Source organism: Massilia sp. YIM B02443 (assembly GCF_030411955.1).
Lineage (GTDB): Bacteria > Pseudomonadota > Gammaproteobacteria > Burkholderiales > Burkholderiaceae_D > Telluria.
Map to the genome: position 1 here is coordinate 15,337 of NZ_JASNRA010000019.1, position 19,525 is coordinate 34,861.

Annotated in this window: 17 protein-coding genes; 9 read left to right on the forward strand and 8 right to left on the reverse strand. The window is 68.3% G+C overall.

Annotated elements, in window-relative coordinates; translation table 11 throughout:
- The first annotated feature begins 41 nt into the window (after positions 1-41).
- From QPK27_RS18390 to QPK27_RS18425, 8 genes are read left to right on the forward strand one after another with little or no spacing between them, the layout of a single operon-like run.
- A complete protein-coding gene (locus QPK27_RS18390) occupies positions 42-1,307 on the forward strand; it encodes an efflux RND transporter periplasmic adaptor subunit (RefSeq protein ID WP_290419623.1) in 1,266 nt (421 codons plus the stop codon).
- 16 nt (positions 1,308-1,323) lie between these two features.
- Positions 1,324-2,031 carry an ABC transporter ATP-binding protein gene (locus QPK27_RS18395; RefSeq protein WP_290419624.1) on the forward strand — a complete coding sequence of 236 codons (708 nt, stop codon included), beginning with the start codon at positions 1,324-1,326 and terminating at the stop codon, positions 2,029-2,031.
- 10 nt (positions 2,032-2,041) lie between these two features.
- Positions 2,042-3,352 carry an ABC transporter permease gene (locus tag QPK27_RS18400; protein ID WP_290419625.1) on the forward strand — a complete coding sequence of 437 codons (1,311 nt, stop codon included), beginning with the start codon at positions 2,042-2,044 and terminating at the stop codon, positions 3,350-3,352.
- Positions 3,353-3,378: 26 nt separating this feature from the next.
- Entirely contained in the window at positions 3,379-4,608 is a 1,230-nt protein-coding gene (locus QPK27_RS18405; protein ID WP_290419626.1) for an ABC transporter permease, read from the forward strand.
- A gap of 27 nt (positions 4,609-4,635) precedes the next feature.
- Positions 4,636-5,967, forward strand: a complete 1,332-nt coding sequence (locus tag QPK27_RS18410) for a sigma-54 dependent transcriptional regulator (protein ID WP_290419627.1) — start codon at positions 4,636-4,638, stop codon at positions 5,965-5,967.
- Complete coding sequence (locus QPK27_RS18415; RefSeq protein ID WP_290419628.1) at positions 5,964-7,349, forward strand: PAS domain-containing sensor histidine kinase; 1,386 nt, start codon at positions 5,964-5,966, stop codon at positions 7,347-7,349. Before QPK27_RS18410 ends, QPK27_RS18415 begins: the two co-directional genes overlap by 4 nt.
- 16 nt (positions 7,350-7,365) lie before the next feature.
- Positions 7,366-7,968: a glutathione S-transferase family protein gene (locus tag QPK27_RS18420; protein ID WP_290419629.1), complete on the forward strand. Its 603-nt coding sequence runs from the start codon at positions 7,366-7,368 to the stop codon at positions 7,966-7,968.
- Between the two features lie 55 nt (positions 7,969-8,023).
- The gene (locus QPK27_RS18425) at positions 8,024-8,806 is read left to right on the forward strand and encodes a spermidine synthase (RefSeq protein WP_290419630.1); all 783 of its coding nucleotides are present in this window, start codon (positions 8,024-8,026) and stop codon (positions 8,804-8,806) included.
- On the opposite strand, the gene QPK27_RS18430 is transcribed toward QPK27_RS18425, so the two are convergent.
- Together QPK27_RS18430 and QPK27_RS18435 are read right to left on the reverse strand one after the other, a co-directional pair.
- A complete protein-coding gene (locus QPK27_RS18430; RefSeq protein ID WP_290419631.1) occupies positions 8,766-9,290 on the reverse strand; it encodes a hypothetical protein in 525 nt (174 codons plus the stop codon). The two genes, QPK27_RS18425 and QPK27_RS18430, sit on opposite strands and share 41 nt — an antisense overlap.
- A gap of 1 nt (position 9,291) precedes the next feature.
- On the reverse strand, positions 9,292-9,489 hold the full coding sequence (locus QPK27_RS18435) for a hypothetical protein (protein WP_290419632.1): 198 nt from the start codon (positions 9,487-9,489) through the stop codon (positions 9,292-9,294).
- Positions 9,490-9,827: 338 nt separating this feature from the next.
- Between QPK27_RS18435 and QPK27_RS18440 the strand changes: the two genes are divergently transcribed.
- Positions 9,828-12,251, forward strand: a complete 2,424-nt coding sequence (locus QPK27_RS18440) for a TonB-dependent siderophore receptor (protein ID WP_290419633.1) — start codon at positions 9,828-9,830, stop codon at positions 12,249-12,251.
- Between the two features lie 132 nt (positions 12,252-12,383).
- Here QPK27_RS18440 and QPK27_RS18445 read toward each other — a convergent pair whose 3' ends face one another.
- The 6 genes from QPK27_RS18445 to QPK27_RS18470 are packed head-to-tail and all read right to left on the reverse strand — an operon-like array spanning position 12,384 to position 19,522.
- Complete coding sequence (locus tag QPK27_RS18445) at positions 12,384-13,919, reverse strand: hypothetical protein (RefSeq protein WP_290419634.1); 1,536 nt, start codon at positions 13,917-13,919, stop codon at positions 12,384-12,386.
- Positions 13,916-15,991, reverse strand: a complete 2,076-nt coding sequence (locus QPK27_RS18450) for a DUF4175 family protein (protein ID WP_290419635.1) — start codon at positions 15,989-15,991, stop codon at positions 13,916-13,918. The genes QPK27_RS18445 and QPK27_RS18450 overlap by 4 nt, the downstream gene beginning before the upstream one ends.
- On the reverse strand, positions 15,988-16,977 hold the full coding sequence (locus QPK27_RS18455) for a BatA domain-containing protein (RefSeq protein ID WP_290419636.1): 990 nt from the start codon (positions 16,975-16,977) through the stop codon (positions 15,988-15,990). The genes QPK27_RS18450 and QPK27_RS18455 overlap by 4 nt, the downstream gene beginning before the upstream one ends.
- Positions 16,978-16,981: 4 nt before the next feature.
- Positions 16,982-17,884 (reverse strand): DUF58 domain-containing protein, encoded by a 903-nt coding sequence (locus QPK27_RS18460; RefSeq protein WP_290419637.1) that lies wholly within the window; start codon positions 17,882-17,884, stop codon positions 16,982-16,984.
- 6 nt (positions 17,885-17,890) lie between these two features.
- Positions 17,891-18,895, reverse strand: a complete 1,005-nt coding sequence (locus QPK27_RS18465; RefSeq protein WP_290419638.1) for a MoxR family ATPase — start codon at positions 18,893-18,895, stop codon at positions 17,891-17,893.
- Between the two features lie 3 nt (positions 18,896-18,898).
- Positions 18,899-19,522: a DUF4159 domain-containing protein gene (locus QPK27_RS18470; RefSeq protein WP_290419639.1), complete on the reverse strand. Its 624-nt coding sequence runs from the start codon at positions 19,520-19,522 to the stop codon at positions 18,899-18,901.
- Positions 19,523-19,525 lie beyond the last annotated feature (3 nt).

Genomic DNA, 19,525 nt, shown 5'->3' on the forward strand with positions numbered 1-19,525 from the left:
CGTGCAATAACGACCATCAACCGTCGTTACTGCACACCACCATGATCCGCGATACCGCCCACCAGGACACCGTCCTCACCGCCTCGCCCGCGCACAAGTACAAGCGCCCCGCCCTGCTGGCAGCAAGCGCCATCGCGCTGGCGGCCGTCAGCGCCCTGCTGTTCTCCGCCTGGAACGGCAGCCAACATTCGGTCTCCGCCAGCCGCCTGCGCATCGCCGAAGTCGGGCGCGGCACGCTGGTGCGCGACGCCGCCGTCAATGGCCGCGTGGTGGCCGCCGTCAGTCCGACGCTGTACGCCACCGCTCCCGCCACCGTCAACCTGCAGGTCGCAGCCGGCGACACCGTCAAAAAGGGCGACGTGCTGGCGGTGCTCGAGTCGCCCGACCTGGCCGACGCCCTCAAGCGCGAAACCTCGAGCTACGAACAGCTCAAGGCCGAAGTCGCGCGCCAGCAGATCCTGTCGCGCAAGCAGAAGCTGCTGGCCCAGCGCGAAGCCGACACCGCCGAGATCGAGCGCCTGTCGGCCCAGCGCACGCTGGAACGCTACGACAGCGTGGGCACGGTCGGCATCATCGCCAAGATCGACTACCAGAAAGCCAGGGACGCCGTGAACTCGGCCGGCATCCGCGCCCGCCACGCGGCCCAGGCGGCGACGCTGGAAGGCGACGATGTGGCGCTGGCGATCCGCACCAAGGCCAACGAGCTGGAACGCGCGCGGCTGTCGATGGCCAACGCCCAGCGCCGCGTCGACGAACTGACGGTGCGCGCGCCGGTCGACGGCTTCATCGGCACCCTGAACGTCCAGCACCGCATGGTGGTGGCGGCCAACGCGCCTTTGATGACGCTGGTCGACCTGTCCAAGCTCGAAGTCGAACTCGAGGTGCCCGAGACCTATGCCGCCGACCTGGGCCTGGGCATGAACGCCGTGATCGCGCTGCCCGCCGGCCAGGCTACCGGCAAGCTGTCGGCGCTGTCGCCCGAGGTGGTCAAGAACCAGGTGCTGGCGCGGGTGCGCTTCGACGGCGAACAGCCGAAGGGCCTGCGCCAGAGCCAACGCGTCACCGCGCGCCTGCTGATCGAAGAGAAGCCGAACGTGCTGATGGTGCAGCGCGGCCCCTTCGTCGAAAGCGAAGGCGGACGCCATGCCTACGTGGTGCGCGACGGCGTCGCGCTGCGCACCCCGATCCGGATCGGCGCCACCAGCCTGTCGGCGGTCGAGATCCTGTCGGGTCTCAAGCAAGGCGACCAGGTCGTGGTGTCCGGCACCGACGCCTTCAAGAACGCCGAACGTGTGTCCATTAACTAAAACAAGGAGCAATCCCATGCTGCGCATGTCCAATCTGAGCAAGGTGTACCGCACCCACATGATCGAAACCCACGCCCTGCGCGGCTTCGAGATCCAGGTGAACGCCGGCGAATTCGTCACCGTCACCGGCCCTTCGGGTTCGGGCAAGACCAGCTTCCTCAACATCGCCGGCCTGCTGGAAGAATTCACCGACGGCGAATATGTCCTCGACGGCGTCAACGTCAAGGGCCTGGACGACAACGCCCGCAGCCGCCTGCGCAACGAAAAGCTCGGCTTCATCTTCCAGGGTTTCAACCTGATCCCGGATCTGAACCTGTTCGACAACGTCGACGTGCCGCTGCGCTACCGCGGCTTCAATGCGCGCGAACGCAAGGAACGCATCGAGGACGCACTGGCGAAAGTCGGCCTGGCCTCGCGCATGAAGCACTACCCGGCCGAACTGTCCGGCGGCCAGCAGCAGCGGGTGGCGATCGCGCGCGCGCTGGCCGGTTCGCCCAAGCTGCTGCTGGCCGACGAACCGACCGGCAACCTCGATACGCAAATGGCGCGCGGCGTGATGGAGTTGCTGGAACAGATCAACGCCGCCGGCACCACCATCCTGATGGTGACCCACGACCCGGAACTGGCGGTGCGCACCCAGCGCAACGTGCACATCATCGACGGCCAGGTGTCGGACCTGGTGCGGCGCGCGCCGTCGCTGGCCGACAGCGCGGTCCCGGCATAAGGAAGCCGCCATGTTCGCTTACTACTTCAAGCTCGGCGTGCGCAGCCTGCGCCGCAACCCGGTCCTGACCGCACTGATGGTGCTGACGCTGGCGGTTGGCGTCGCCGCCAGCGTCTCTACCCTCGCCATCCTGCACATGATGTCGGGCGACCCGATTCCGCAGAAAAGCACGCGCCTGTTCGCGCCGGTGCTGGATAACCGGCCGGCCGAAAACTACGACCCGGGCAATGACCGGCCGGACGACCAGCTCACCTACATCGATGTCGTCAATCTGCTCAAGAGCGGCCAGGGCGTGCGCCGCACCGGCATGTACGGCATCGCGGCCGTGATCGAACCGCCCGACAAGCAGATCGAACCATTCTGGACCGAGGGAATGGCCCCCACGCGCGACTTCTTCGCCATGTTCGATGTCCCGTTCGTGCACGGCGGGCCGTGGAGCGAGGCCGACGACGCGCGCGGCGCCGACGTGGTGGTGCTCAGCCGCGAACTGGCCGAAAAGCTGTTTGGCGACGCCAACCCGGTCGGCCGCCAGGTACGCCTGCTGGACGCGCCGTTCACCGTGGTCGGCGTGATCGATGCCTGGTCGCCGCAGCCGCGCTACTACCAGCTCCAGAGCGGCCGCAAGTTCGGCGTCGACGAAGACCTGTTCATTCCCCTGGCGTCGTCGATCCGGCACAAAAGCTCGCACAACGGCGGCATGAGCTGCAGCGCGCCTACCGATCCTGGCTTCGAGGGCATCCTGCGCTCGGAATGCACCTGGCTCCAGTTCTGGTTCGAGACCGCATCCAGCGCGGGGCGCGACGACCTGCAGGCCTGGCTCGACAACTACGCCGCCGACCAGCGCAAGCTTGGCCGCATGAAGCGCAACGCGCCCAACGAGTTGTACAACGTACCGGAATGGCTGGTGCACATGAAGGTGGTCGGCAAGGACAACAAGCTGTCGGCCTGGCTGGCGTTCGGCTTCCTGGCCCTGTGCCTGGTCAATACCATCGGCCTGCTGCTGGCGAAGTTCTCGGTGCGCGCGTCCGAAGTCGGCATCCGGCGCGCGCTGGGGGCATCGCGCAAGGACATCTTCCGCCAGTTCCTGACCGAGAGCGCGGTGATCGGCCTGGCCGGCGGCGTGCTTGGCCTGCTGCTGGCCTTCGGCGCACTGGCCCTGCTGTCGCTGCAGAGCAGCGCGATGGCGGCGGTGGCGCGCATGGACCTGGCGATGCTGGCCTTCACCTTTGCGCTGTCGGTGCTGGCGGCGCTGGTGGCCGGGCTGCTGCCCACCTGGCGCGCCTGCCAGGTGACGCCGGCGCTCCAGCTCAAGTCCCAATAATCCCGGAAACCTCACGGAGAATCAGCATGGAAATCCGCCCCATCCTCTCAAGCCTGATGCGCAACAAGACCGGCCCGATCCTGGTGGCGCTGCAGGTCGCCATCAGCCTGGCGATCCTGGCCAACGCCCTGCACATCGTGGGCGAGCGGCGCGCCGCGGCGGCGCGGCCGAGCGGCATCGCCGATGAACACGCGGTGTTCACCATCAACGTCAGCCACCTGCGCGGCGGCGGCCCCGAGCAGGATCTGGCCAACCAGAACCGCGAGATCGCCACGCTGCGCGCAGTGCCGGGCGTGGTGTCGGTGGCCAATGTCGGCCAGCTGCCGATGTCCAACTCGGGCTGGAACACCAGCGTCGCGGTCGAGCGCAGCCAGACCCGCGAATCGGCCGTGCCGTCGGCCTACAGCGTTGCCGATTCGGTGGTGCAGGCCTGGGGACTGGTCCTTGCCGAGGGCCGCGATTTCAGTGCCGGAGAATACATCGACATCCCGATGGGATCGCGCGAAGCGCCGCGTGCGGTGATCGTCACCCGCGCGCTGGCCGCCAGGCTGTGGCCGGGCGAGACGGCGGTCGGCAAGACGCTCTACATCGGCATGGGCGAAGACGCCATGGGCATCCCGGTGGTGGGCGTGGTCGAGCGGCTGCAGGACCACAACGCCAACATCGGCGAACGCGGCGAATTCTCGATCATCGTGCCGCGACGCGAATATGGCGCCGGCGCCGCCACCTACACCGTGCGCGCCGCGCCCGGCCAGCGCGAACGGGTGATCCGCGACGCCGAAGACGCCCTGCGCAAGGCGTCAGCCGATCCGGTCATCCTCCACACCCGCACCATCGACGAGCTGCGCGCGGCGCGCTACCGCGCCGACGTGGCGCTGTCGTGGACCCTGGTGGTGGTCAGCGTGCTGCTGCTCCTGATCACCGCCGGCGGCATCGTCGGCATGGCCAGCCTGTGGGTCAACCAGCGCCGCAAGCAGATCGGCGTGCGGCGCGCGCTGGGCGCGAGGAAGCGCGACATCGTGCGCTACTTCATCACGGAGAACGTATTGATCACCAGCGCCGGCGTGTTCGGCGGCGTGCTGCTCGGGATTGGCCTGAACCAGCTCCTGGTGAGCCGGCTCGAGATGGAACGCCTGCCGCTGGGCTACCTGGCCGGCGGTGCGGTCGTGCTGTGGGCGCTCGGGATCCTGGCCGCGTATGGTCCGGCGTGGCGCGCGGCCGGCATCTCGCCGGCGCTGGCCACCCGCAGTGCATAGTCGCGCGCCGGTGCTATGCTAGCGGCCATGCCCACGGTTCTCATCATTGACGACAATGCCGCCGTCGCGGTCGCGCTCGACGTGCTGTTCTCGCTGCACGACATCGCGTCGATCAGCGCCGCCTCGCCCGAAGAAGGCCTCGCGATCCTTGGCCGCGAGCCGGTCGACCTGGTGATCCAGGACATGAACTTCACGGCCGACACCACCTCGGGCGAAGAAGGCGTGGCGCTGTTTCGCGAGATCCGCCGCCGTCACCCGGACCTGCCGGTAATCCTGCTCACCGCCTGGACCCACCTGGACGCGGCGGTCGACCTGGTGAAACTGGGCGCGGCCGACTACCTGCCCAAGCCGTGGAACGACGAGCGCCTGCTGGCGACAGTGACCAACCTGGTCGAGCTGGGCCAGGCCAACCGCGCGCTCGGCACGCGCCTGCAGCGCGAGCACAAGGCCAGACGCGAACTGGAACAACGCTTCGACCTGCGCGGCCTGGTGTGGCAGGACCCGGCCACCGAGCGCGTGCTGCACCTGGCCTGCCAGGTAGCGCGCGCCGATGTTCCCGTGTTGATCACGGGGCCGAACGGCGCCGGCAAGGAACGCATCGCCGACATCATCCAGGCCAATTCGCAGGTATCGGGCGGCCCGTTCGTGGTACTGAACTGCGGCGCGCTGCCGTCCGAACTGATCGAGGCCGAGCTGTTCGGCGCCGACGCCGGCGCGTATACAGGGGCGGCGAAGGCGCGCGAAGGCAAGTTCGAGGCGGCCGACGGCGGCACCCTGTTCCTCGACGAGATCGGCAACCTTCCGCCGGCAGGGCAAATGAAACTGCTGCGGGTGCTGGAGACCGGCCGCTTCGAGCGCCTCGGCTCGAACCGCGAGCGCCAGGTGAAGGTGCGCGTGATCAGCGCCACCAACGCCGACCTGAAGGCCATGATCCGCGCCGGGACCTTCCGCGAAGACCTGTACTACCGCCTCAACCTGATCGAGCTGCACCTGCCGCCGCTCGCCGCCCGGCCGGGCGACATCCTGCCGCTGGCGCGCGCCTTCCTGGCGCCGGGCAAGACGCTGCACCCGGCCAGCGAAGCGGCGCTGCTGGCGCACCCCTGGCCCGGCAACGTGCGCGAACTGAAGAACGTGATGGCGCGCGCCGGTCTCTTGAGCAGCGGCGCCACGGTACAGGTGGCGGACCTCGGCCTGCCGCCGGCCAGCCTGCCGGCGCAGGAAGCGGAACCGGATCGCGACGCCATCGTGCAGGCGTTGGGGCGCGCCGGCGGCGTGGTGGCGCAGGCCGCGAGCGAACTGGGACTGTCGCGCCAGGCGCTGTACCGCCGCATGGAGCGGCTCGGCATCGCGCGTCCATGAGCGGCGCGGACGCGCACGGCAAGGGCCCGCGCTTTTCGCTGGTGACGCGTTTGTCGGCCCTGGTGGGCACGCTGCTGGCGCTGGGCGTGTTGAGCGCGCTCGGCCTCGACACCCTGTTCCCCGGCCGCCCGCTCCTGATTGCCGCCGTCTGTCTGCTCGGCCTGCTGCCGGTGGCGATCATCACGCTGCGCACGCAGGTGCAGCCGATCATGTCGCTGTTCCGCGCGCTCGAGAGCACGGTGGACAGCTATCGCGATGGCGACTTTTCCTTCAGCCTGCATTGGCCCCACAACGATGAATTGAGCGACCTGGTCGCCGCCCACAACCGCCTGGGCAGCGTGCTGCGCGAGCAGCGCCTGGGCCTGGCCCAGCGCGAGCTGCTGCTCGACACCATGGTGCAGAACACGCCGGTGGCGATGCTGCTGGTGGCCGACGCCGCGGCGAAGGCGGGCGATGGCGCCAGCAACGGCGCCATCGTCTACGCCAACCTGGCCGCGCGCCGCCTGCTGGCGCACGGCCGCAAGCTCGAAGGCCACGCGCTGGGCGCGGTGCTGGACGGCGCCTCGCCGGCCTTGAAGGAAGCGCTGGCGCGCGGCGGCGACGGCCTGTTCACCGCCGGCGAAGGCGAGGACGAAGAGGTGTATCACCTGGCGCGCAACACCTTCACCCTGAACGGCCGGCGCCACGAATTGCTCTTGCTGCGCCACCTGACGGTCGAACTGCGGCGCCAGGAAGTACAGACCTGGAAGAAGGTGATCCGCGTGATCAGCCATGAACTCAACAACTCACTGGCGCCACTGGCCTCGCTCGCGCACTCGGGCGCGGAGCTGGTGCGGCGCGGCCAGGTCGAGCGCCTGCCGCAGATCCTGCAGACCATCGGCGAGCGCACCCGGCACCTGGAAAGCTTCATCCTCGGCTACGCGCGCTTCGCCAAGCTGCCCACGCCACGACTGGAAGCGCAGCATTGGGACGCGCTGATCGAACGCCTGGCGTCACAGGTGACGTTCCGGATCGAGGGTGGGCTGCCGCAAGACGCGGCGTGGATCGACGCCGCCCAGGTCGAGCAGGCGCTGCTCAACCTGCTCAAGAACGCGCACGAGTCGGGATCGAACCCCGAGGACGTGGCGCTACAGCTGCGGCGTGTGCAGGACCAGTGGCGCATCGACGTGTTCGACCGCGGCGGCGGCATGAGCGAGGCGGTGCTGACCCAGGCCCTGGTCCCGTTCTATTCCACCAAGCGCAGCGGCACCGGCCTCGGGCTGGCGCTGGCGCGCGAGATCGCCGAGGCGCACGGCGGACGCATCACGCTGGCCAACCGCGACGGCGGCGGGCTGGCGGTGACGCTGTTCCTGCCCGCCCTGCCCGGCGCCGTTTCCCCCTGAGCCCAAGGAGCCATCCATGTTGACCATCATCGGCAAGTCCACCTCGATCAACGTGCGCAAGGTGCTGTGGACCTGCGCCGAACTGGATATTCCGTACGAACGCCGTGACTGGCAGGAGAACGATGCGCCGCTCAATCCGAACCGGATGGTGCCGGTGCTGGTCGACGGCGACTTCGTGCTGTGGGAGTCGCACGCGATCTGCCGCTACCTGTGCCACCGCTACGGCGGCGCCACGCTGCTGCCGGCGACGAGCGATGCGCAGGCGCGGGCGCGCGTCGAGCAGTGGATGGACTGGCAGGCGACCGAACTGAATACCGCATGGCGCTATGCCTTCATGGCGCTGGTGCGCGCCAGCGCCGCGCACCGCGATCCGGCGCAGATCGAGGCCGGCGTCGCGGGCTGGAACCGGCACGTCGGGATGCTCGACGCGCAGCTGGATGGCAAGGCCTTCATCGCCGGCGATGCGTTCTCGCTGGCCGACATCGTGCTCGGCCTGTCGGTCAACCGCTGGCGCATGACGCCGATGGCGCGGCCCGACTATCCGCATGTGGCGGCGTGGTATGCGCGCATGGCCGGACGACCGGGCTTCGACGCGTGGTGCGATAACGGCGTCGCGTAAAGTGGCGCCAGGCGTCTGGTAACATCGGCCCTTGTTTTTCGCCGTCCTCCCGACCATGTCCGCCAAATCCCCCCGCACCATCGACCCACGTTTCGCCGCCCCTGGCCACCCGCCCGCCACCATCGACGAATTCGAAGGCGTGCGCTTCCTGCACCTCGGCACCTCGTGGGTGCAGGGCGCGATGCGCATCGCCAAGCCCGACGCCATCGAGCTCGAATACGTGCAGATGATGATGATGTGGACGCTGTTCCGGCACGCGCCGCGCCACATCGTCCAGCTGGGCCTGGGCAGCGCCGCGCTCACCAAGTTCAGCTACGCGCGCTTTCCCGAGGCGCGCGTGACCGCGGTCGAACTCAATCCCAACGTGATCGCGATCTGCCGCGCCCTGTTCGGCCTGCCCGAGAACGATGCGCGCCTGGACGTGCGCGAGCAGAACGCGCTGGACTTCGTGCTGGATGCGCGCAACCACGGCACGGTGGACGCGCTGCAGGTCGATTTGTACGACCAGGATGCGCGCGGCCCGGTGCTCGATTCGCCCGAGTTCTACCAGGGCTGCTTCGATTGCCTGGCGCCGGGCGGCGTCATGACCGCCAATGTGTTCGGCGACTTCAGCAACTACGACAAGAACCTGCTGACGATGGAACAGGTGTTCGACGCGGTGGTGTGGCTGCCCGAGGTGCACGACGCCAACATCGTGGTGCTGGCTTTCAGGGATGCGCCCGAGATCGACTTCTCGGTGCTGTACGAACGCGCCGGCGAGATCAAGCGGCGCCTGAACCTGCCGGCCAAGAACTGGGTCAATGGCTTGAAGGAGTGGATGCGCGACCACCAGGCCTGAGCGGATGGCGCACCGCGGACGGCTGGCGCCCACGCCGCTCCTGCTCTTGATCCTGCATCTGTCCCAGTTCGGACGCCGGCACCGGCGCCCCGAGCAGCGCGAACACCGAGCCGCACGGTTCGCGCTCCAGCGCCAGCACCGGAAACACCCGCTCCAGGTTGGTGTACTTGGCCCAGGCCCCGACGCCGCGCGATTCTCCCGGCGGGATCGACATCGCGGCGAAGCCGCGCGCGCCGCCCTCCACCGCCTCGATGCTGCGGGTGCGCACTTCCTGCATGTCGCCCTGGCCGTCGGTACTGGCTGCCGCTTCGAAGCAGCACACGCGCAGCTGCGCGCCCGGCACCGGATGGTCGTGCAGTTTCTGGTTGGGTGCGTGCCACAGCTGCATCAGCACGATGCCGCTGGCGCTGTGCGCATCCCACACATGTTCCAGGCTGCCGTAGTGTTCAAGGCCGTAGCGCTTGCAAAGCTGGGTGATGTTCATGCTAGTCGTTCCGTTTCCATTGACGCCGTTCCCGGCTGCGCCGGGCTGCGGGATCCTGCATGACGCGCAGCAGGATCTCGCTGGAGACGTTGCAGCTCTCGAGGTACACCAACCCGGCCTTGACGCCCCGCGTCTCGGCCAGGAACAACGCATATTCGGTGGCGAGCGCGGATTGCTCGTCGGTTCGTCGCTGGATCATGGTGTGTGGCTGCCTACAAAGAATGCGGGGCGCGAGAACATCCTATCTCGACTATGTCGCGCGTCTTCCAGAATCTTGTTAGAGAACGTAACAAAAACGAAAACACTCAACTGCAATATTTCTTTGCAAAAAGTTCATTAGACTCAAGGCACTATTCAAGGAACATGAAGCGGTTGGTGAACATGTGCAAACGTTGCTTTCACGCGACGTCAATCCAAAAAAGACACGTTTGTCTTTACCAAAATGCCCGTGAACGGTTTCTCAGCCACAACTGCTCGCTACTATCGAATGGCGTCCACACTTGGACATATAACAACATCACCATCAAAGGAGCGAGGATGAGGAAGCAACTACTGCCACAACGCACCCTGCTGGCCGCCGCGATACTGGCCATTGCCGGCCCGGCCGCGGCCCAGCAGGCCGATCCCAACCTGTCGCAAGTCGTGGTGCTGGGTTCGCGCACCCAGCCCAAGACCGCGCTCGACACGGCGGTCCCGGTCGGCCTGATCGACGCCAAGGACCTGCAGTCGGCCGGCACGCTGGAACTGGGCAAGGTGCTGCAAGACCTCGACCCCTCGTTCAACTTCACCACCACCTTCGTCAGCGACGGCACCGACATCATCCGCCCGGCGACGCTGCGCGGCCTGGGTCCGGACCAGCTCCTGGTGCTCATCAACGGCAAGCGCCGCCACCAGCAGGCGCTGGTCAACGTGCAGCAGACCATCGGGCGCGGCTCGGCCGGCACCGACATCAACGCCATCCCGCTGTCGGCGATCCAGGCGATCGAAGTGCTGCGCGACGGCGCCGCCGCCCAATACGGCTCGGACGCGATCGCCGGCGTGATCAACATCATCCTGAAAAAAGGCGCCGGCAACGGAAGCCTCAGCGCCAGCGCCGGCACCACCGACGAAGGCGACGGCGACACGTATTCGGCCAGCGCCCACCGCGGCTTCGCGCTCGGCAGCGACGGCGGCTACCTGAACCTGTCGGTCGAAGCCCGCAAGCGCGACGAGACCAACCGCGCCGGCCTCGACACCTTGCGCGTCGACCCGCCGCGCGTCACCCAGCGCCTGGGCGACAGCAACGCCAAGGATTACTACCTGTGGATGAACTCGGCCCTGCCCATCGGCGGCGGCGAACTGTATGCCTTCGGCGGCGCCTCCAAGCGCAAGGGCGACTCGGGCGGCTTCTACCGCCCGGCCGAGGATTCGCGCAACGTGCCCGAGGTCTACCCGAACGGCTTCCTGCCGAACATCGTCACCACCGTGCAGGATGCCTCGCTGGCCTTCGGCTACCGCCACGACCTGGCGGATGGCTGGAACGTCGACGCCAGCGTCAACCACGGCCGCAGCCAATTGAAATTCCACGAGCGGAACTCGATCAACGTCAGCTACTGGTACGAGACCGGCGACTCGCCGCGCGAAGCCGACACCGGCACCCTCAAATTCGAGCAGACCACCTTCAACCTCGACTTCAAGGGTCCGGTGAACCTGTTCGGTGGCGAACTGCTGGTGGCCACCGGCTTCGAATGGCGCCGCGACAATTACGAGATCGAAGCCGGCGACCCGGTCTCGTACCAGTACGGCACCACCAACAACCCGGCCATCATCATCCGCGACCAGAACGGCGGCATCGCCGCCTCCGGCATCCAGGGCTTCCCCGGCTACACGCCCGGCACCGCGGTCGACGAAGGACGCCACAACACCGCCTACTACCTCGACGTCGAGCGCAAGTTCGGCGACACGGTATCGGTCGGCGCGGCGCTGCGCCATGAGCGCTATTCCGACTTCGGCAACACCACCATCGGCAAACTCACGCTGCGCTACGACCCGTCGCGCACCCTCGGCCTGCGCGCCAGCGCGTCGACGGGTTTCCGTGCTCCCGGCGTACAGCAGAAGTTCTACAGCTCGGTCTCGACCAACCTGAATGCGGCCGGCGTGCTCACCGAAACCCTGACCGCGCGCGAAGACAGCGCCGTCACGCGCGCGTTCGGCATCGCGCCGCTGCAGGAAGAAACGTCGAAAAGCGCCAGCATCGGCATGATCCTGCGCCCGAGCCAGGGCCTGTCGCTGACGGCCGACCTGTACCGCACGCGGATCGACGACCGCATCGTCTTCTCCAGCAACATCGCGCCCGAATCCGGCCCCTGCCCGACCCCGGCCTCGTGCCCGATCCGCGCCATCCTGGATCCGCTGCGCGTGGGCCAGGCGCAGTTCTTCACCAACGCCATCGACACCACCACCACGGGCCTGGACATCGTGGCGCAGCAGACCATCCGCGGCCAGGGGTCGACCCTGGTGCTCTCCGGCCAGCTGGGCTTCAACAAGACCGAGGTGCGCGACCGCCATTCGCAGTCGCCGGTGCTGAGCGGCGCCCAGCTGTTCGACGACGCCCAGGTGACGCTGATCGAACGCGGCCAGCCGCGCAAGCATCACGTGGTGGCGGCCGACTACACCACCGGCCCGTGGAACGTGACGGCGCGCGCCAACTACTTCGGCGAGGTGCAGGGCCAAGGCTTCACGGCGCCGTTCGTGCAGACCTGGGCCGCCAAGTGGATCGTCGACCTGACCGGACGCTACGCCTTCGACAAGAACCTGAGCCTGTCGGCCGGCATCAACAACCTGTTCGACACCTATCCGACGCGCTGGAATCCGGAACGGGCGGCGCCGTTCCCGCAAATGGGGTTCACCTATTGCTGGGAGACTTGCCCGTTCGGGATGAATGGACGGTCGGCGTATGTGAAGGCGGATTACACGTTCTAAGCACGTAGGGTGGACGGCTGCGCCGTCCACGCGTCGATTGTTATCGGTTCCGTTATCGCGCCGGATGATTTTGCGGCCAACCATCACCGCGTGGACGGGGGACCCGTCCACGCTAAAGAAACAGGCGGCGCGTCAGCGCCGTTCGCGCCACCACAACAGCAGCATCGCCGCCGCGAACACCAGCGCGAACGGCAGCACCGGCAGCGGCCGCGTCGGGCCGTCCGCCGGGCGTTCCAGGGTGCGCGCGGCGTAGCGCATGGTGGCGTCGCGCCGCTGCGCGTCCTGCCACGCGCGCCAGTCGTCCTGCGCATACACGTACAGCGCATGCGCGCCGGCCCTGGCGTCGTTCACCTGCAGCCAGCCGGATTGCTGCGGCCAGAGCGCGACGCACGACACGTCGACGCGATCGGCGCGGCGCTGCCACGTCGAGGTTTGCTTCAGGTCGGGCAGCACCAGCTCGCCCTCGACGCCGCGCGCGCAGACTTCCAGGCGCTGGCCCGGCAGCGGGATCTCGCGCGGCGCCAGCCATTCGGTGTCCTGGCGCCGCTCGACGTCCAGGCGGTCGATCACGCCCTGCCACCACAGCGCCAGCGCGCGCGGTTCGGCGATCGCGTGGCGGTGCCAGTCGGCCACCGCAAGCCAGCCGATGCGGCCCTGCTGCCAGTCGCGCGTCCAGACCATCTTGTCGGAACCTTGCCACGGGCCGGTCTCGCGCGCCGCCGGCGCCAGGGTGGTCATTGGCATCTCGAGCGGGGCATCGGTCTTGCTGCCAGCCGCCTGGGCGCGCAGCGGCAGCTGCAGCGTGCGCGACCACAGGCCCGGATCGTTGGCGTTCGCGCCCAGCACCAAGAGCGGCATTCCCTTCGCCACGCGCTCGAGCAGCGCAGCGCGTTCGCCGGCGGCCATGCGCTCGAACAAGGCGGCGTCGATCACCATCAGGTTGGGCGTCTTCATTTCTTCGCGCGGGGCCTGGGTGCGCGTCACGTTGCGGCCCAGCTCCACGCGCCAGTCGAGCAGCGCGCCGCTGCCGGCCAGCAGATCGTTCAGCACGCGCAGGTCGAACGAAGGCGCATTGAAGCGTCCCTCCACCTGCAGCGGCGCCGGCTCGTGCACGATGAACGGCACCGGGCCTTCGGCCAGCACCGCGCCGCCTGCATTACGCAGGCGCGCGCGCAGCACCAGGCGCTCGGCCACCGGCGGCGTCCATTCGACGCTCAGGTCGCCGGCGTTGCGCACCTGCGCCAGCAGTTCGCCATTCTCGGCCAGCAGCTCGAGCTGGGCCGCGCTCTTTTCTTCGCGCGCCACCTTCAGGCGGAACACGCGGCCCAGCGCCACCTGGCTCGGGAAATCGAGCCGGATCGCCAGCCCGCGCGGGACGCTCCATTCGAGCGGCAGCGCCGGCAGGTCGTCCCACTGGGCGCCGCGCAGGCCTTCGCCCAGCACCCTCAACGAGCGCACGCCGTCGAGCGATTCGGGCGCGGTGGAGGCGTCGATGGTGAGCGTGCGCCCGCCCTCGCCCGGCATGCGCAGGTCGGCCGCGAACAGGCCGAGCGCGCCGGCGGCGACCAGCACCAGCAGCGCATCCAGCCACTTGCGGCGATAGAGATACAGCCCGGCGCTGGCCAGGCCCGCGACAGCGACAACGGCGATGATCAGGGTCGTGTTCATGGCTGGCTTCCGTTCTTGATCCCTTCGCGCCAGGCGCGCTCGAACGGCGTCTCGACGGCAGGGCGCGCCTGCAGCAGCACCTGCCCCTGGCCGGCGCCGCCGCGCAGCCAGGCGCGCAGCACCGGTCGGCAGCCGATGCAGCCGTCCAGCACGTCCTGGATCGAACGCTGCGCCGCCAGGCGCTGTTCGTCGTTCTTGATGCGGGTGCGCACCCAGTCGTTGGCGGTGCGGGTCCACAGCGCCGGCAACGGACCGTCGCCGGACAGCGCGGCCACCAGCGTGCGCAGCTCTTCCGGCAGCGGCGCGTCCTGGCCGCCCTGCTCGCGGCGGTAGCTGGCCGCGCCCGCCATGTCGCCGCTCATGCGTTTTTCTTCCGTGATCGGCGGCGGCGTGAAGGCGGCCTTGTGCAGGTAGATGCGCTCGGCCTGCTGCAATTCCTTGATCGCCTCCAGCGCCTTGAGCTCGGGCGCCAGCGCCAGCTTCGGCTCGATCGCGCGCAGCGCCTTTTCGGCGTCCCACATCGCCACCAGCGCCCGCCGTAGCACCTTCTTGGTGCCTTCGTCGTACATGGTCGCGTTCTCGGGTTCGTCGTGGGCGTGGCCGTAGGTGTTCAGGATATGTTCGGTCTCGTTGCGGATGCCGCCCGTGCGCTTGTTAGGTTCGCCGTGATCGTGGCCGCTGTGGTCGTGGCCATCGTGTTCGTCGTGTTCCTCATGTTCGTCGCTCTTCTTCGCAGCGGCGCTACCCTGCGCTTCTTCGCCGAACAGGGTCGATTCCTCGCCCAGGAACTGGCCGTAGCGGCGGCGCAGCGCGCCCTGGTCGTCGGCGATGCGCTCGCTGCGCTCGCGCGCTTCGCCCTTGCCCATCTTGCCGCGCATGTCGGCGATCAGCTGCTCGGTGTCGATGATGATCTGGCGCTGGCTGCGCAGGCTTTGCGGCTTCACCAGCGAAGGCATGGCCGCGCTGTCTTCCTCGGCCTCGGCTTCAGGCGCCGGCAGGCGGATGCTGTAGGTGGGCGACTGCACGTGGTGCGCCCTGGCGGCGTTGTCGCTGGCGCGCACGAAGAAGTACAGCTCGTCACCCGGCTCCATCCCCAGTTCGGCCAGCGACCAGTTCTTGGACCAGTCGCGCCGCTTGGAATTGTTCGAGGCCGGCAGCGGCATCTCGCGATCGGTGAACTTGACGTTCTCGCCGCTGCCGCGCGCCAGCGTCAGGTGCAGCGTGGCGCGCGCGATCGCGTAGTCGTCGGTGATGCGCAGCGCCATCGGCACATTGGTCGCGCCTTCGCGCAGGTCGTGCACCATCTGGGGCGGCGCCGTGATCTCGATCTCGGGCGGCGCGTCGGGAATCACGCGCAGCGCGTGGCGCTCGCCGCGCCAGCGCCACAGCACCGATTCGACCGCGGTCCAGCGCGCGCACTCCGAGCCCGGGGACAGCACCTGGCCATTGGCCAGCTCGATCCTGTTCTCTTCAGCAGTTCCGCCTTTCACGCACCAGCTGACCACGGTCTGTTCCGGCACCTGCAGGTCGCCCGGCGCCGATTCCGACGCCGGCACGCCGGTGTAGGCCGGCGGCGCGACCTTGACCGTCAATTGCGGCGGCACGCCGGCGGCGTTGGCGGTGGCGACCGGGCCGGCGGGCGTGGCCACGTTGCTTGCCTGTTCGCGGTTGGTGGCGAACCACACCATCGCCGCCAGCGCGGCGCTGATCAGGATGATCGGGTAACCGGCCGAGACATACTGTTTGACGATGCGGCGCAGCTGCGCCGACGAGATCGCGGCGTCCAGGCGCGTGAACAGGCGCTGTTGCTGCAGACGCGCGACCGGCGTGTCGGCGTTTTCAAGCAGCGCGGCGCTGTCTTCCATCTCGGGCACGGCGCCGTCCAGCCACGCGGTCCATTCGAAGACGGCGCGGCGGCGCAGCTTGACCCAGTCGAGCGCACACCACCCAAGCCAGGCCAGCAGGCCCGGTCCCGATGGAATCGCCAGCCATGGCAGCGCGCCGCCGATCCACAGCGGCAGTCGGCGCAGCTGGGCCGCGCGCCACACGCGTTTGGTGATCTCAACGTTCATTGGGCGCCCTTCCTGACATGCGCGAGTATCCTTTCGAGCACGAACAATGCCGCCAGCGCGGCCAACAGGATGTCGCGCAGGCCGCCGCCCGGGGCCGGCGCGTCGGCCTCTTTCGACGCCGCGAACACCTGCGATTGCAGCGTGTAGGGGCGCGGGCCGACGTGCAGCTGCTGCCAGTCGTCCAGCAGGCGGCGTGCATTGTCCGCATCGCGCGGCGGCCAGGCGGCGTGGTGCCACAGGCGGCCGCGCGCGCTGTCGGCGTACAGCAGGCCGCCCAACCTCTGAGCCTTGGCCAGTTCCGGGAAGACGCCTGCATTCGTCACCAGCCACAGCGGCGCCTTCATCGACGCCGGCGGTGCGCCAGGGCGGTCCCACACGACCAGCGAGGTGGCAGCGCCGGGCGTGGCGTCGATGACGATTTTTTCGGGGCCGTCCAGCGCCGCGAACATGCGCCGCCACTCGCCGGTGCGCTCGCTCGCGATGAACACGTGGTGCTCCCTGTTCAAGGCCTTTGCGGGCTGGGTGCGCACTTCGACCTCGCGACCGAACAGCGGTTTAGTAGCCGGCATCGGCACGTCGCCCAGCACCAGCAGGCGCGCATCCTTGCGCCACTCGCGTTCGTGCGCATGCACCCAGCCCAGCGCCTGCGCGCCCGGCAGCGTGACGCGTTCGGCCTGCGCCAGCCCGGCCTCGGCAGCTTGCCGTTCGGCCCAGGCAGCATCCGTACCCTGCGTGACGATCACGGTGTCGCCGCGCGACGGATACACTGGATTGGCCAGCCACGCGATCAGGCAGGCCAGCAGCAGACAGCGCACCAGCAGCAGCAGCGGATCGCTCCAGCGCCAGACGCGGGTCTGGCGCGGTTCGGCGCGCGGCAGGAAGCGCGCGGTGGCCATCGGGGCGGCCTTGTTCTCGATGCGCTTGCGGCGGTGCCACCAGACCGGCAGCAGCAGGATCGGCAGCGCGAACCACCAGAGATTGTTCATGCCCTCACCTTCCTCCGGGGCGGCGCAGCCAGCGCCGCAGCACGTCGCCCGGCGCCTGCTCGATCGCGGCAAGGGTCACCGGCATGTCGTTCTGGCGCGCTTGCGCCGTCACGGTGGCGAAGTGCGCCTCGCGGTTGCGGCGATAGCCGTCGCGCAGGTCGGAACCGAAGCGGAACACGCCTTCGTCCTGTTCCGGGTCGCGGTAGGCTTGCGTGTCGGGGAAGCTAGCGTCGATCTCGGCCTGCGTCTGCAGGCCCAGCACGCGCACGTCGTGGCGCATCTGGCGCAGGCGGGTCAAGGCTTGCGACAGCGGCGATGGCCAGTCGAGCAGGTCGCTGGCGGCGTACACCGCGCTGGGAGAGACCGCGAAATGCAGGCTGGCCTTGAGCGCGCCGGCGTCGGGCAGCGCGCCGCGCGCCTCGGCCTTCGACAACCGGGCCAGCACGCGCTGCAGCTGGCGCGGTCCGCGCGCGGCCGGCGTGAACGCGACCTTGCCGTCGCCCAGGATCACCAGCCCGAAGGCGTCGCCCTGGCGCTGCGCGATCGCGGCCACGCAACCGAGCTGGGTGCGCGCGTATGACAACTTGTCGAGACCGTCGATGCTGCGGCTCGGCTCCGCCATCGAGGCGCTGGCGTCCAGGATCAGCCAGACCGCGACGTGGCTGTCGCGCTCCGCTTCGCGCACGAAATAGCGGTCGGCGCGCGCGGCCAGTTTCCAGTCGACCCGGCGCCACTCGTCGCCCGGCGCGTAGGCGCGGTATTCCGAGAACTCCACCCCGGCGCCGCGCTCGCGGCCGGCGTGGATGCCGTGTCCGAGCCCGGCCAGCACGTGGCGGATCACCAGATCGAGTTTGGTGGTGTGCGCAATCAGGGACGCGCTTGCGGACATCGCTGCGGTTGCTGCCATCGCCAATTACGGAACCTTGATCTCGTTGCGCAGTGACTGCAGCACGTCGGCGATCGCAATGCCATCGGCTTCGGCTTCGAAGTTGCGCAGCACGCGGTGCGCCAATACCGGCAGCAGCATCGCCCCGATATCCTCGCGCGTCACCGCCAGCCGGCCCTGCATCAGGGCGCGCGCCTTGGATGCCAGCACCAGCGCCTGGCCGGCGCGCGGGCCGGCGCCCCAGCCGATGTGCTTCTTGACCGCTTCCACCGTGGTTTCGCTTGGGCGGGTGGCGCGCACCAGCCGCGTGGCATAGCGCACCAGGTGGTCGCCGATCTCGATGTCGCGCACCAGCTGCTGCAGGCGCAACAGCGTCTCGACGTCCATTGCCGGCTCGGCATCCTGCAAGCCTGCTTGGGTGGTGCGCGAGACCATCAGCACTTCTTCGTCTTCGGTCGGATACACCACGTCGATGCGCAGCAGGAAGCGGTCGAGCTGCGCTTCCGGCAGCGGATAGGTGCCGGCCTGCTCGATCGGGTTTTGCGTCGCCAGCACGAAGAACGGACGCGGGAGTTTGTGGGTGTGGCCGGCGAAGGTCACCGAGCGTTCCTGCATCGCTTCGAGCAGCGCCGACTGGGTCTTGGGCGGGGCGCGGTTGATCTCGTCGGCCAGCAGCACCTGCGTGAACACCGGGCCTTGCTGGAAGCGGAACACGCGCTGATGCGTGCTTTGATCTTCTTCCAGGATCTCGGTGCCGACGATATCCGACGGCATCAGGTCGGGCGTGAACTGCACCCGGCGGAACTGCATGTCGGTGGCTTGCGCCAGCGACTTCACCAGCAGCGTCTTGCCCAGGCCCGGCACGCCTTCGACCAGCGCGTGGCCGCCGGCCAGCAGGCACGTCACCAACAACTCGACCACGTCTTCCTGGCCGATGATCACGCGCGCCATGCTGGCGCGCAGCGCGCCCACTTTCGCCGTCAGGTCGGCGACGTCCTGTTCACTCCACGCTACTGATGTCGATTCAGCCACTGCTTAAGCTCCCAACGCATATTGAATGATGTTCACCGCGAACCGGGTATTGTCGACCGCCAGGAAGCGCTTGTTGCGGAAGTCGTAATCCCATTCGCAGCCATAGTCCTTGTTCGAGTACAGCACGCGGATGCGGCCGTTGATCTCGATCGCCTTCAGGTATTCGTGCACCAGGTCGTCGCCCCAGCCATTGAGTTCCATCGAGGTGGTGGGCGGACCGTCCTCGAACTTGAAGAAGCACGAATACAGCGGATGATTGTTCGGTATTTTCTTGAGCGCGTGCAGGCCGAAGATCTTCATCATCTCGGCCTCGAAGGACTTGGCGAACAGGCCGTCGACGTCGTGGTTGCAATCGTCCACGAACACGAAGCCGCCGCCGCGTACGTACCGTTCGAAGTTGCGCCGCTCTGCAGGCGTGAACTGCACCAGCTTGTGGCCGGCCAGGTAGCAGAACGGCGCCTGCAGCATCCTGGGGTCGGACAGGGCCACCATCCGCTCGGTGGTGTCGACCCGCAGCGTGGTGTACTCCACCAGAGAGTTCAACACGTTGCTGGGCATGCGTATGTCCACGTCCCAGTTGCCCGACTCGTACATCAGGCGCGTGAAATAAAAATCGTAGTTGGCCATCCG